This is a genomic window from Paraburkholderia sp. J69-1, assembly GCF_905220255.1.
Lineage (GTDB): Bacteria > Pseudomonadota > Gammaproteobacteria > Burkholderiales > Burkholderiaceae > Paraburkholderia.
Genome location: NZ_CAJMZG010000008.1, coordinates 59,845 through 74,197, shown reverse-complemented (window position 1 = coordinate 74,197; position 14,353 = coordinate 59,845). Strand labels below are relative to the sequence as shown.

Annotated in this window: 11 protein-coding genes; 6 read left to right on the top strand and 5 right to left on the bottom strand. The window is 62.8% G+C overall.

The window, feature by feature from the left end; all coding sequences use genetic code 11:
* Positions 1-18: 18 nt before the first annotated feature.
* From glpK to U5A67_RS16110, 4 genes are all read right to left on the bottom strand, one after another.
* Positions 19-1,524: a glycerol kinase GlpK gene (glpK, locus tag U5A67_RS16125; protein ID WP_321815396.1), complete on the bottom strand. Its 1,506-nt coding sequence runs from the start codon at positions 1,522-1,524 to the stop codon at positions 19-21.
* 135 nt (positions 1,525-1,659) lie between these two features.
* Positions 1,660-3,207 carry a glycerol-3-phosphate dehydrogenase gene (glpD, locus tag U5A67_RS16120; protein ID WP_321815397.1) on the bottom strand — a complete coding sequence of 516 codons (1,548 nt, stop codon included), beginning with the start codon at positions 3,205-3,207 and terminating at the stop codon, positions 1,660-1,662.
* Between the two features lie 370 nt (positions 3,208-3,577).
* Positions 3,578-3,952: a helix-turn-helix domain-containing protein gene (locus tag U5A67_RS16115; protein WP_321815398.1), complete on the bottom strand. Its 375-nt coding sequence runs from the start codon at positions 3,950-3,952 to the stop codon at positions 3,578-3,580.
* Complete coding sequence (locus U5A67_RS16110; protein ID WP_205984530.1) at positions 3,949-4,728, bottom strand: DeoR/GlpR family DNA-binding transcription regulator; 780 nt, start codon at positions 4,726-4,728, stop codon at positions 3,949-3,951. Before U5A67_RS16110 ends, U5A67_RS16115 begins: the two co-directional genes overlap by 4 nt.
* Before the next feature lie 170 nt (positions 4,729-4,898).
* On the opposite strand from U5A67_RS16110, the gene U5A67_RS16105 reads away from it, so the two are divergent.
* From U5A67_RS16105 to U5A67_RS16090, 4 genes are read left to right on the top strand one after another with little or no spacing between them, the layout of a single operon-like run.
* Positions 4,899-6,881 (top strand): arylsulfatase, encoded by a 1,983-nt coding sequence (locus U5A67_RS16105; protein ID WP_321815399.1) that lies wholly within the window; start codon positions 4,899-4,901, stop codon positions 6,879-6,881.
* A 9-nt stretch (positions 6,882-6,890) separates the two neighbouring features.
* A complete protein-coding gene (locus U5A67_RS16100; RefSeq protein ID WP_321815400.1) occupies positions 6,891-7,946 on the top strand; it encodes a formylglycine-generating enzyme family protein in 1,056 nt (351 codons plus the stop codon).
* Complete coding sequence (locus tag U5A67_RS16095; RefSeq protein ID WP_321815401.1) at positions 7,943-8,746, top strand: MetQ/NlpA family lipoprotein; 804 nt, start codon at positions 7,943-7,945, stop codon at positions 8,744-8,746. Before U5A67_RS16100 ends, U5A67_RS16095 begins: the two co-directional genes overlap by 4 nt.
* On the top strand, positions 8,740-9,675 hold the full coding sequence (locus U5A67_RS16090; RefSeq protein ID WP_321815402.1) for a flagellin N-methylase: 936 nt from the start codon (positions 8,740-8,742) through the stop codon (positions 9,673-9,675). The genes U5A67_RS16095 and U5A67_RS16090 overlap by 7 nt, the downstream gene beginning before the upstream one ends.
* On the opposite strand, the gene U5A67_RS16085 is transcribed toward U5A67_RS16090, so the two are convergent.
* Positions 9,633-11,195: a tetratricopeptide repeat protein gene (locus U5A67_RS16085; protein WP_321815403.1), complete on the bottom strand. Its 1,563-nt coding sequence runs from the start codon at positions 11,193-11,195 to the stop codon at positions 9,633-9,635. The genes U5A67_RS16090 and U5A67_RS16085 overlap by 43 nt on opposite strands.
* A gap of 199 nt (positions 11,196-11,394) precedes the next feature.
* Here U5A67_RS16085 and U5A67_RS16080 point away from each other — a divergent pair, with 199 nt between their 5' ends.
* Complete coding sequence (locus U5A67_RS16080; protein WP_321815404.1) at positions 11,395-12,171, top strand: hypothetical protein; 777 nt, start codon at positions 11,395-11,397, stop codon at positions 12,169-12,171.
* Between the two features lie 1,005 nt (positions 12,172-13,176).
* Entirely contained in the window at positions 13,177-14,250 is a 1,074-nt protein-coding gene (locus U5A67_RS16075) for an ABC transporter substrate-binding protein (RefSeq protein ID WP_321815405.1), read from the top strand.
* Positions 14,251-14,353: the final 103 nt, after the last annotated feature.

Sequence of the window (14,353 nt, the reverse complement as noted above, 5' to 3'; positions counted from 1 at the left end):
AAAGCGTTAATGCGAGCCTTACTTCGTATCGTCGGCCCAGGCCTTCGCGGCGCGCACCGCACGCTGCCAGCCCGCACGGCAGGCGTCGACCTGCGAAGCCGCCATCGCCGGCTTGAAACGCTGATCCACATGCCACTGGCTTTGCAGTTCGTCGACGCTGCCCCAGTAGCCAATTGCCAGACCCGCCAGATACGCCGCGCCCAGCGCGGTCGTTTCGGTGATCTGCGGACGCACGGCATCCACGCCCAGCAGATCGGCCTGGAACTGCATCAGCAGATTGTTCGCGCTCGCGCCGCCGTCCACGCGCAGTTCGCCCACGCTGATGCCCGAGTCCGCTTCCATGGCCGCCAGCACGTCCAGCGACTGATACGCGATCGAATCGAGCGCCGCGCGTGCCACGTGCGCCGAACTCGTGCCGCGCGTCACGCCAAACAGCGAACCGCGTGCACGCGCATTCCAGTGCGGCGCGCCCAGACCCGCGAAGGCCGGCACGAGATAGACGCCGTCCGTGTGCGGGACGCTGGCGGCCAGCGCTTCGATTTCCGACGCGCTCTTGATGATGCCCATGCCGTCGCGCAGCCACTGCACCACCGCGCCTGCGATAAAGATGCTGCCTTCGAGCGCGTAATTGACCTGATCGCCGATCTGCCAGGCGATCGTCGTCACGAGGTTGTTCTTCGACTCGATGGGCTTGTCGCCCGTGTTCATCATCAGGAAACAGCCCGTGCCGTAGGTGTTCTTCACCATGCCGGTGTGCGTGCACATCTGGCCGAACAACGCGGCCTGCTGATCGCCCGCAATGCCGGCGAGCGGAATCTTCGATGCGAACACCGTGGTCTTGGTCGGACCATACACTTCGGATGACGAACGAACTTCCGGCAGCATGCTGCGCGGAATATCGAGCGCTTCGAGCAGCTCGTTGTCCCACTGGCGCGTGTGGATATTGAACAGCATCGTGCGCGACGCGTTGGTCACATCGGTAACGTGCAGTTCGTGCTTGGTGAAGTTCCATACCAGCCAGCTATCGACCGTGCCGAACGCAAGCTTGCCCTGACGCGCCTTTTCGCGCGCGCCTTCGACGTTGTCGAGAATCCAGCGGATCTTGGTGCCCGAGAAATACGAATCGATCGGCAGACCGGTCTTCGCGCGCACTTTCTCTTCGAGCCCTTGCGCCTTGAGTTGATCGCAGAAGTCGGCCGTGCGGCGGTCCTGCCAGACGATGGCGTTATAGATCGGATGACCGGTTTCGCGGTCCCACACGATGGTGGTTTCGCGCTGGTTCGTGATGCCGATAGCGGCGATATTGGTGCCGTTCAGGCCCGCGCGCGTGACGGCTTCGGCGGCCACACCGGCCTGCGTCGACCAGATTTCCTGCGGGTCATGCTCGACCCAGCCCGGACGCGGATAAATCTGCTCGAACTCTTTCTGCGCCGTCGAAACGATACGGCCCTGGCGGTCGAACAGCATCGCGCGCGAACTGGTGGTGCCCTGGTCGAGCGCGAGAATGTATTGTTGATCCTGCATGTCTCTTATCTCCATCCGAATGTAGATGTGATTCGGTAATTGTGATTCGCGCCACGCTCCAACGAATCGAACCCATGAAACGCGGCGCGCAATGCCTGACGACTGCTTCGACTGCCGTTAATGCTTCTAGTGCCTTCAATGCGGCACGGCAGTGCGGGCATGACTCGCGGCGAACCACGATTCCAGCGCGGCCGTGACGGCCTCCAGCGTGCCCGGCGTCACATGCAGGCCGAGCTTCGAGCGGCGCCACAGCACATCCTCGGCGCAGGTTGCCCATTCGGTATCGCGCAGATAGCGCAATTCGGCCTCGTAGATGCCAGGTGCGATCTGCGTGCCCAGTTCATCGAGCGACTTCGCCGTGCCGATCAGACGCCCGGCGCGCGTGCCGTAAGCGCGTGCATAGCGCTGCGCGAGCGGCGCGGGCAGCCAGGCAAAGCGCTTCGCGAAGCTCTGCGCGAACGTGTCGAAACGCGCATCGGCGATATCGCCGCCCGGCAGCGGCTTGCCTGCGGTCCACGCGGGAGCGTTGCTGCCCAGCACACGGGCGAGCATGTCGCCGGCCTCTTCCGCGAGCTTGCGGAAGGTCGTGATCTTGCCGCCGAACACGGAAAGCAGCGGCGCGCCGTCGGTGTCGTCGAGTTCGAGACGATAGTCGCGCGTCACCGCCGAAGCGTTCTTCGCGCCCTCTTCCTCGAGCAGCGGACGCACGCCCGAATAGGTCCAGTGCACGTCGGAGGGCGAGATCTTACGCTTGAAATAGCGATTGATCGACTCGCAGAGATAACGCGTTTCGTCGCCGTCGATCGCGACCTTGGCCGGATCGTTGCGATATTCCACGTCGGTCGTGCCGATCAGCGTGAAATCGTGCTCGTAGGGAATCGCGAAAATAATGCGCTTGTCGGGATTCTGGAAGATGTAGGCGTGGTCGTGCTCGAACAGACGCTTCGTGACGATATGGCTGCCTTTCACGAGGCGCACGCTATGTTGCGCGCCGCTGCCCAGCGCGCCGTGCAGCACGTCGCCCACCCACGGGCCGGCCGCATTGGCAATCGCGCGGGCGCGCACTTCGAGGCTCGTGCCGTCGGTGCGGCGCAGCGTGGCCTGCCATTCGCTTTCGCCGCTCGCGCTCTTCACGCGCTGGGCGGCAATCAGTTGGGTGCGCGTGAGAATGCGCGCGCCGCGCTCCTGCGCATCGAGTGCATTGAGCACGACGAGGCGCGCATCGTTGACCCAGCCATCCGAATAGACGAAACCGCGGCGGATCGAGTCGATCAGCGGTTTGCCCGCTTCGTGACGGCGCATGTCGATACCGCGCGAGCCGGGCAGCAGTTCGCGCTTCGCGAGGTGATCGTAGAGAAAGAGGCCAATGCGGATGAGCCACGCCGGACGCAGATTCGGCATATGCGGCATCACGAAACGCAGCGGCCACATGATGTGCGGCGCGGAGCGCAGCAGCGTTTCGCGCTCCTGCAGCGCCTTACGCACGAGACCGAACTCGTGGTACTCGAGATAGCGCAGCCCGCCGTGAATCAGCTTGGTGCTGGCCGACGAGGTATGCGAGGCCAGATCGTCCTGTTCGCAAAGGAGCACGGACAGCCCGCGCCCGGCTGCATCGCGCGCAATACCCGCGCCGTTGATCCCGCCGCCCACGACGAGCAGATCGTACCGATTCTCTTGAGTCACCTGCGTTTCCTGTTGGTTGAACTCGCGGACAATCCCTTGATCGGGCCCCATGCAAGTCCAGATGCGAACCAGAAATGTTCAAATCCGAAATTTAACGAACAAATTCGAAAAAGTAAAGTTCGCGCGGATGGAATCGGGGAAAAGTGTGAGGAAATCGGCGAATTGGGGGAAATAGCGCAGAAAAACTGGGGTTTTCCCGGGGGATAGCATCAAACGAACCCGCTACCGCGCGAACAAATCGCGTCGTTAGCTCGCTGTTAGAAACGGAAACGAACATGAAAAATGTTCGAATTCGATTCGTACGATGTTCGTTTTGAGGTTCGCTTGAATGTTCGCTGAATGTTCGTTCGCCGTCGGCGTGCGCGGACGCTTACTCGGCGGGGAAATCGGCGGGCTCGATTGCAGACTCATGCATCGGCGTGGGGAAGCCGGGGCGCGCCTTGAGCCAGAGACCGAATTCGCGCATGACTTCGACGACCGGCAGCAGGCGCGTGCCGTCTTCGGTCAGTCGATATTCGACTTTCGGCGGGACTTCCGGGTAGACGGTGCGCAGCACCAGCCCGGCGTCTTCGAGCGCGCGCAGGTCGAGCGTGAGCATGCGCTGCGAGATGCCGGGCATGTCGCGGCGCAGATCGTTAAAGCGCTTCGGGCCGTCGAGCAGATACGAAACCAGCAGCAGACGCCAGCGCCCGCCGAGCAGCCGCATGGCCTCTTCGATCGAGCAACCGGTTGCGCTCTGCTTCATTGCGCGACGTACACCGCCGTGCCGGCCTGGGCGATGGTTTCGTCCATATCGGCGGGCAGCGGTTTGTCGGTAAACAGCGCGTGGATCTGGTTCAGATGCCCCTGGCGGACCAGCGCGGGCCGGCCGAATTTCGAATGATCGGTGACGAGATAGACGGTGCGCGCATGCTGGATGATCGCCTCGGCCACGCGCACTTCGCGCGTGTCGAAGTCGCGCAACGTGCCATCGGTTTCAATCGCCGAGGTGCCGATGATCGCGTAATCCACCTTGAATTGCCGGATGAAATCGATCGTCAACTCGCCCACGATGCCCTTGTCCCAGGGCCGCACGATGCCGCCGGTGATCAGCACTTCGCATTCGGGATAGCCGCTCATCATGCTCGCGACGTTCAGATTGTTCGTGATGACGCGCAGGCCGCGATGGCGATTGAGCGCACGCGCAACTTCCTCGGTGGTGGTGCCGAGGTTGATGAACAGCGACGCCTGATCGGGAATATGCGAAGCCGCGAGCGCGCCGATGCGGCGCTTCTCGTCGTGGAACATCTGCTGGCGCGCGCTGTACGAGACGTTTTCGGCGCTGGTGGGCAGGCTCGCGCCGCCGTGATAGCGGCGCAGCAGATTCATGTCGGAGAGCCAGTTGACGTCGCGGCGGATGGTCTGCGGCGTCACGTCGAAGTGCGCGGCGAGATCGTCGACGGTCACGAAGCCGTCACGCTGCACCCATTCGAGCAACTCCTGCTGGCGCGCGTTGAGGGTGAGGCGGGGGTCTCGGGTCATGGTCTCGTCGATGGTTTGTGGTGGTGGCCGCCTATTGTAAAGGCTCGCGCGCGCGACGTTGCCCGCTATATCAGAACCCCCGCAAAGCAACTGACGAATCCGACTTTGGGGCTTACGCGCGCGCCGCTAAGATCGCCGCTCCAACAAACAAAAGCACTAGAACAACGACGATGAGATACCCGGCCGCCCTTCATCAGCTCGCCAAAGCTGTTCGCCCCACCCCACGCACGCTTCCACATTTACGCCTTGCCGCAGCAGCCATCGCGGGCGCGCTCGCACTCGGCGCATGCGGCGGCTCCGATTCCGTCACCTCGCAGGCGAGCGCCGCCGCCTCGACGCACAAGCAGCCCAACATCCTCTACATCATGGCCGACGATCTCGGCTACTCGGATATCCATGCGTTCGGCGGCGAAATCAACACGCCCAATCTCGACGCGCTGGTCGCGTCGGGCCGCATTCTGACGAATCACCATGCGGGCACGGTCTGCGCGATCACGCGTTCGATGCTGATTTCGGGCACCGATCACCATCTCGTGGGCGAAGGCACGATGGGCGTGCCCACCGATGAGCGCAAAGGTCTGCCCGGCTACGAGGGCTATCTGAACGATCGCGCGCTTTCGGTGGCGCAACTGCTCAAGGACGCGGGCTATCACACCTACATGGCGGGCAAGTGGCATCTGGGCTCGGGCATCGTGGGCAGCACGTCGGGCAGCGGCCAGACGCCGGATCAATGGGGCTTCGAACACAGCTACGCGCTGCTCGGCGGCGCGGCTACGAATCACTTCGCGCACGAACTCGCGGGCTCGCAGAACTACACCGAAGACGGCCAGTACGTGCAGCCCGGACAACCGGGCCAGCCCGGCGGCACGGGCGGCAATCCCGCGGTGTTCTACTCGACCAACTTCTATACGCAAAAGCTGATTGCGTATATCGACTCGCACAAGGGCGACGGCAAACCCTTCTTCGCCTACGCGGCCTATACCTCGCCGCACTGGCCGCTGCAGGTGCCGGACCCGTGGCTGCACAAATACACGGGCGTCTACGATGCCGGCTACGACGCGATCCGCAACGCGCGCATCGCGCGGCAAAAAGCGCTCGGCCTGATTCCCGCCGATTTCCAGCCGAACCCAGGCCTTGCCGAAACGCTCACGCGATCGGCCGCCACGGCGAACAACGGCACGGCCAGCGCGAAATACATCAGCGCGGTGCATCGGGCATCGGACGGCTACGCCGATTACGGCCAGGGCAACGTCGACAAGCTCTGGGCCAGCCTCTCGCCTGCCGAACGCAAGGCTCAGGCGCGCTACATGGAAATCTACGCAGGCATGGTGGAGAACCTGGATTACAACATCGGACTCCTGATTCAACACCTGAAGGACATCGGCGAATACGACAACACCTTCATCATGTTCCAGTCGGATAACGGCGCGGAAGGCTGGCCGATCGATTCGGGCGCCGATCCCACCGCCACCGACACCGCCAATTCGCAGGACCCGACCTACACCGCGCTCGGCACCGACAACGGCAAACAGAGCGCACAACGTCTGCAATACGGCCTGCGCTGGGCCGAAGTGAGCGCCGCGCCGTTCCGCTACACCAAGGGCTATTCGGCCGAAGGCGGCGTGTCCGTGCCGACCATCGCGCATCTGCCGGGACAGACCACGCAGGCGGCGACGCTGCGCGTGTTCACGCACGTCACCGACGACACGGCGACCTTCCTCGATGTCGCGGGCGTCACGCCGCCTTCGACGCCCGCACCCGCGCTGATCAACGCGCTCACCGGCGTCGATCAGAACAAGGGCAAGGTGGTCTACAACAATCGCTATGTGTATCCGGTGACGGGCAAATCGCTGCTGCCGCTGCTCGCAGGCACCAGCACGGCCGAAGTCCACACGGCCGCATTCGGCGACGAGTCCTATGGCCGCGCCTATCTGCGCAGCGCCGACGGCCGCTGGAAAGCGCTCTGGACCGAACCGCCGCTCGGGCCCGCCGACGGTCACTGGCAGCTCTATGACATCGCGTCCGATCGCGGCGAAGTCAACGATGTGTCGACGCAAAACCCGTCCGTGATCCAGTCGCTCATCCAGCAATGGAACGACTACATGACGAGCGTGGGCGGCGTCGAACCGCTGCAGCCGCACGGCTATTACTGAGGACCGGCGATGCGCTTCTGGCTCACCGGCGCGGCGTTCGGCGCCGCGATTTTTGCGGCGGCCTTCGCCATGACGTACGAATCGCAGGCGAGCGCGCGTAGCGCGCCGGGTGCGGCATTCGACACGCTCAACCAGGGCCGCCCGCTCGCCTCGCTCGGCAGCGAGCGGCAATGCGAACGCTATAGCGGCCTGCCCGCGCGCTGGCGCGACGATCCGAAAGCGGGCATGGTGCATCTGCACGGCGGCGCCTTCGTGTTCGGCAGCACGCGCGGTTATCCGGACGAACGCCCGGACAGCGGCGGCAGCACCACGCGCGTCGCGGGCTTCTGGATCGATCAGCATGACGTCACGATCGCGCAATTCGCGACCTTCGTCGCCGCCACGGGTTACGTGACGGAAGCCGAAAAACAGCACGGCGCGGCGGTCTTTCACGAGCCCACGCGCGAGGAGATGAACGCGCGCGATCTGGCGTGGTGGTCGTGGGTCGACGGCGCGTCGTGGCGGCATCCGCAAGGACCGGCCAGCAATGTCGATGGCAAGGGCAATCTGCCGGTCACGCTCGTCACGCTGCACGACGCGCTCGCCTACGCGCACTGGCTGGGCCGCGATCTGCCGACCGAAGCCGAATGGGAATATGCGGGCAAAGCCGGCCACAACGACGCGAGCCTCGACGCCGCGCCCGTGGACGCGGGCGGCAAGCCCGCCGCGAACTACTGGCAAGGCGTGTTTCCCGTGCTGAACACCGCCGAAGACGGCCACGCCGGACTCGCGCCCGTGGGCTGCTACGCGGCCAACGACTTCCGCCTGTACGACATGATCGGCAACGCGTGGGAGTGGACCAGAGACGTCTACAGCGGCCCGCATCAATCGCACACGAACGGCGATACCGCCGTCGTCGCGCCGGCTTCGCGCCGACACGACACCGCGATGGTCATCAAGGGCGGCTCATTCCTGTGCTCGCGCGATTACTGCGTGCGCTATCGCGCTTCGTCGCGCGAACAGCAGGAAGCGGATCTTGCGGCTTCGCATATCGGCTTTCGCACGGTGGCGAGGGACCCGGCATGAGGCGCGTTTTTGCCTTGATGGCGGCGATATGTACTTTTGCATCGTCGCTGGCTCACGCGGATGTCGCCACTTCGGTTGCGCCCGCAACGATTCGCGTAGGCGTGACGCCGGGCACGCACGCGCAAATCATGAACGAGGTCAAACGCGTAGCGGCCACGCGCGGCCTGCCGCTCGACGTCGTGGTGTTCGACGACGCCGCACGCATCGACGCGGCGCTCGCGGCTGGCCGTATCGACGTCGCCAGTTTCGAGGACGCCACGCGCCTCGAACAGACCTGCGCCGCGCACGGCTACGCGCTCACCAGCGTGGCGCCCACCATCAACTTGCCGATGGCGCTGTATTCGCGCCGATTGCGCAGCCTCGCGCAGTTGCGCCCGGGCGCGACCATTGCGATTCCCGCCGATGCGCCGGGCACGTCGCGCGCGCTCGTGCTGCTGCAAAACGATACGCTCGTGACGTTTCGCGACAGCGCCGGGCTGCATGCCACGACGCGCGATATCACCGGCAACCGGCTGCATCTGAAGATCGTCGCCGTGCCGCGCGAGCGGCTTTTCAAGGCGCTCGATTCCGCGGATCTCGTCGCCATCACAAGCGACGATGCGGCGCGCGCGGGCCTCTTTCCGGCGCGCGACAGCATCAGCTACGAGGACGCCCGCTCGCCTTACGCCGATGTGCTCGCCGTGCGCGACGCCGATCGTTCGGCGCGCTGGGTCAGCACGCTGATCGCCGCGTATCACTCCGACGATGTCGCGCATTTCATCCTCACGCGCTACGACGATTCCGTGCGGCGGCCATGGTAGCGCGCGCCTGGTCGCTCGCCTGCAACGCCTGCGGCAAATGCTGTGACAGCCCGCCTGCGCTAACGCTGCGCGAGTGGTTCGCGCGGCGCTCGGTGTTTATCGGCAGTCTTGCGATCGAGCGCGTCGCGCGCCGCCGCGTGGGCGAGCGTCTGGTCGCACAAGGCGTGGCGCGCGTGCTCGATGCGCAGGACGTGGCGGAACACGATGCGCTCGCCGATGCGCTGTTTCATCGCCTGGACGCGCGTGACACGGGCTGGATTTCGATCACGCTGCAAGGCTACGATTATCCGTCGGCCGCGCGCTGTCCGGCGCTCGCGCACGATGGCCGCTGCACCTTGCACGAAACGGGCAAGCCCGTGCGCTGCGAAGCGGTGCCGCTCGATCCGCTTGTCCCCGACCGATGGCAGGCGGTGACGCTGGGCGCGCGACGCGAAAGCGTGCGTGCGCTTGGCGCCGATTGCATTCGCGAAGGGTTGCAAGTAGATGCGACGCCCTTGATCGACGGAACGCGCGTGATCGACACTCGTGCGATCGAACGCGAACGCGCGGCGCTGATTTTCGAGCGCAAATTGTGGCGTGACACTGTGGCCGCGGCGCTGCTTGCTTCGCCGGGCGCTTTGCTGGCGCTCGCGCCCGGCGCACGTCTGACTATCGCGCCGGTGCCTGCGTTGCTCGCAGTGGCGCGGGTTTCGGGCGCGTGTCGTCAGGCTTGCGTCGATGTGATCGGCGAGCAGCGTCGGTTGATCGAGTCGAGCGTCGCCGCGGCACTCGCCCGGCGACGCGCCGATGAACGCGCGTTTACGCAGGAATTGCGCGGTTTCGTGCTAGCGCATGCGCGGGCATTCGACGAATTGGCGCGTTTGCCGGCCGCCGCGATGTCGCGGGATCAGGACTTCGTGCGTGAGGTGGAAGGCTGGCTTGGCGGATAAAAATATTCGCGTTGCAACGCCTCTAGCACACGTGCCAGCACGTCCGTCCAGTCGCCACGCGTGCGCTGCGTAAAAATCCGCATGCCGGGATACCAGGGACTGTCCTCACGATTGCGCAACCATCGCCAGCAACCGGCATAACGGTTCAGCAACCAGACACGCTTGCCCATGGCCGCGGCAAGATGCGCGACCGACGTATCGACAGAAATCACGAGATCCAATGCTTCGATGAGGGCGGCGGTATCGGCAAAGTCGTCCACTTCGTCCATCCAGTCGATCACATGGGGGAATCGCGCGTGCGGGAGCTGCTTTTGTGCGCTTTCAGGCTTCTGGAGACTCAACCATTGGGCGTGTGGCCAGTTCAATAGAGGCGCTATCGCATCGGCGTCAAGACTGCGCCGCCGATCGAGGACGGTTCCCGAATGACCGCCCGCCCAGACCAGCCCGATACACGGCCGTCCATTGGAATGTTGCGCGCGCATGCGTGTCGCCCATTGATGCGCGAGTTGCGGGTTCGCGTGCAAGTACGGCACGGTCGCCGGAATCGTGTCCCGTTGCGTATTGAAAGCCAGCGGCAATGACAGCATCGGGGCGTAATAGTCCCAATGCTGCAGATTAGTTGGCATTTCGTCGAGAAGTTCGAGATTCGGGTTATCGGCGCTGAGTGAATCGTTCAATAGACGACGCAGCGGCGGCGGGCACACGAAGCTGACATGACTGAAACGCGCGAGTGTCATCGGAAGGTAGCGGCAAAATTGCAGCATGTCGCCGAGGCCTTGTTCGCTCAGTACCAGCAGACGTTTTTTCCCTTTGAAGGCTTCACCCAGCCAACGCGGTATCGGCAAATCCGCAGGTTTAATCGCGACCGGGCCGTTCGCCATTTGATAAGCCGCCCAGCGGTCTTCGCAATACCGCCATCCTTCAGTGAAATTTCCGGCAGCAAGCAAAGAGTGTCCGAGATTGCTGCGCGCTGCGTGATTGTGCGGGTCAAGCTCGATTGCTTCGCGCAGAACGGCGATCGCTTCGTCTAGATTTCCAAGCGCGTTAAGACACGCGCTCAGGTTGTTTCTCGCCTCGGAATGTGTGGCGTCCACGGATATGGCGAGCCGATAGACGTCAGCCGCTTGCTGCAACTGATCGTCTGCCTGCAGCGCTACGCCAAGGTTGTATAGAAGCGTCACGACGAGTTCCGGAGTACAAAGGTCGTGCATCGCGAGACCGGCGCGTGCGCTTTCGGCCGCGCGCGCAAACGCGCCCATCCGCGTTTGCGCGACGCTGAGGCTGTTGTAGAAGAGCGGATGCGGTTTGATCGCGATGCTCCGCGTTATCCATTGCTCGGCCTGTTGCGGGTCATTCAGCGACAGCGCGATCTGGCCACGCAGATGGGTGGCATCCCAGTTTTGAGGTTCGCGCTCCAGAACGTATTCGAGATGGACGAGAGCGGCCCCCGTTTGGCCTGTTTCATAGGCGCGAAAGGCCTTTTCGTAGCGAAGCGATAGATCCGTGGCAGGCGGCGTCATCAGAGCGTGTCAGGCGATCTTGTTGAGTTTCGTAAAGGTGGGCTTCGGAAAGCCTGGTTGCGGACGATCGTATCCTCTCCGAGTAAAAAACTTGATTATCCTCAAAAAAACATAGCTTGAATTTGCGGTCTCTTTTGTTGCGCAATAATATTGCGCAAATAAACCTGCGAATCGATTGCAAATAACAGTTAAATCCTATATGACCGAAAAATCAATTCACGTACACGTCGTGTCGCCAGTCTATAACGATCAGTGCTACGGCTCATACACTAACTCGCTGCTGGATTTGCAAGGCAAGCTTCTTCGAGCAGGGCATGAATTTTCCTTCAACTGGTCGAAGAATATCAGCCGCATCGCCAAAGCTCGCAATCTGCTATTCAATCACTTCCTGCTAGATCAATCCGCCACACATTTATTGTTCGTCGATTCGGATATCGTCTTCAAGGCACCTGACGTAATGAAAATGCTGGAATACGATCATGACATCATGGTCGCGCTTTATTCCAGAAAGACAATAAACTGGGAACTCGTTATCAAAGCCGTAAAGAATAATCCTGATTTGACACCCGGCACGCTGCCACTGCTTACGGCCACTTTTGGAACCTTTAATCCGTTACCGGGCAACTACACGGTCAAGGTTGACGAACCGCTGCCAATCGCAGCAGGAGGGACTGGGCTGATGCTGATTCGCCGCGGCGTGTTCACAAAGATGATCGACGCCTATCCTGAACTTATGGAACCGGTCAGCCCGCTCGAAGCGCCGTATTTCCCCGGCATCGCCCGTCTCTCTGCGCTCTTCAATGAAATAACCTTGCCGGATGGCGTCACGCTGGGTGAGGACATTTCCTTCTGCAAAAGATGGCGAGATATTGGAGGGGAAATCTTCGGCTGCCCGTGGGTCAAGACTTCGCACCTTGGTACCTACGAATATACCTCGGACATTCGCTCGATCGCCGAGCAGGCGCTTTTTGACTAGCTGGCCCGTTTCCGGTCGCTACCAGACAAACCTGGCGCTAGCAACAACAACCTCATCAAATGACCGAAGGGTTTCCCCTTCGGTCAGGACTAGCACCCGCTATCCGACGTGGCTTGCGCGCGCGGGAGAATATGTACGCCGTTTGCGTCCAGCCCAGGTTCGCTGACCTCGTTGAGAATCGAAACTTCGTGCCCCTGCCTGACCAATTCTGCGGCCAGATAGCATAAGGCCGATTGGGAACCTCCCAACGGGCGGTACAAAGGCGTTACCGTGTCGTACGCCCAAGGCATGGGTTCCAGAAAGGCCAGTTTCATCGAGGTCCAGATAAATTCCAGAATGGATCGTTACCACTCATGCGGTCTGTCCATATTCGGTTCGCGCGTGAGGAGGGCGCAACAGGAAAGATCGAGCGAGTACAACGCGAACAAAGGGCCGCAGAATAGCGGATTTCCTGTATCGAGAAATTGCCAAACTGACCACGATTGAGTCGACCTTTGGGGAAAATCGCGAACGCTTGGTGCAGGTCAATGATGCGTCGATCTGTTGGCGTTGATGCCTGACTCGCGCCAGTAATTTCCGCGCGTAGCAACATGTATTGCCTACCGCCCGACGATTGCCAATCTCCGTTTTATACGCACAGTAGTCCTGATCAGTTCGCGAACGAACTCGGCAGTACGACGTTCTGCATAGCGCTTTTTCACGCAGCGTATGTGCGCTCGTCAGCGGCGATTCGCGCCATCAGCTACCGAAGGAACAGAATTCTAATCGATCCCTAATATCGAAATGACTGAGACACACACGAAAGACAATCGAAACTTAATTGAAAGATTCAGCACCCCGTGGCACTTCGCCACATTCCCACCAGCCGGGTAAATACCGACAAAATCCCTTCACGACAGAAAGCAACCAGAAGGGCTCTCTTTCTTATACTGGCGACCAATCCAGACTACCGGCAGCCCGCCGAGGCCCGCCGTAGCGCCGTCAACCACAAGGAGACACGCCCCCATGCCCTTTCGCGCCCAGCATTCCGGTCGCGCCCTGTTGCTCTGCATCGCGCTTGGCGCGGCGGCAGCGGGCATCGGCGCGCCGGCCTATGCCGAGGCAGGGCCAGCCGCACCAATCCGGCTGATGATGGGCGGCGTCTCCAAGATCGTGTACCTCCCGGCCGTGCTGGCCGCGCGTCTGGGCTATTTCCGCGACGAAGGTCTCGACGTCCAGGTGGTTTCGGGCCCGGCGGGCATCGACACGTCCACGGAACTGATCGCCGGCGCCATCGAAGGCGCGGTGGGCTTCTACGACCACACGCTCGATCTGCAAAGCCGCGGCCAGGACGTGCTTTCGGTCGTCGTGTTCCAGCGCGCCGCCGGGTTGGCCGAACTGGCCTCCACGCGCGCCGAAGGCGGCCGCGCCATGGCGCGCTCGGGTTCGATGCGCGATGCGAAGGGCAAACGTCTGGGCGTCACCGGCTTCGGCGCCTCGACCTGGGTGGTCACGCGCTATCTGGCGGCGGGCGCGGGCGTCGCGCCGGGCGACTACACCATCGTGCCGCTCGCCTCCGACACCCGCTTTATCGAAGCGCTCGAACAGGGCAGCATCGACGCGGGCATGGTCGAGGAACCCACCGCCACGCGCCTGCTGACAAGCGGCGCAGCGCAGATGGTCGCCGACATGCGCAGCGTCGAAGGCACGCAGCGCTGGCTGGGCGGCCCTTACGCGGGCGCCTGCCTCTACATGCGCCAAAGCTGGGTCGAAACGCATCCGCATGAAACCGCACAACTGGCGCACGCGCTCGTGCGCGCGCTGCGCTACCTCGATACGCACTCTGCGCAGGAGATCGCCGATACCTTGCCGGCCGAACTCACGGGCAGCGACCGCGCGGGCTACGTGCAGGCGCTCGCCTCGATGCAGCCTGCGTTCTCGCGCGACGGCCTGATGCCGCCCGGCGCGCCGCAGACCGTCCAGCGCGTGCTGATCGCGGCGGGCTCGGGACTCACGCCGCGTCACGTCGATCTGTCGAAAACGTACACCAACCGCTTTGTCACCGGCGCGCAATCCGACGCGCCCAAGGGCGCGCCCTAGCGTGCGCCTCCAGCACCCAGCACAACAACACAGTTAGTTAGCGTCGAATGCAGCCCCACGGGCAGCGGCACGGCGGTTTATCGAACCGCTGCGGGTCTGCTCG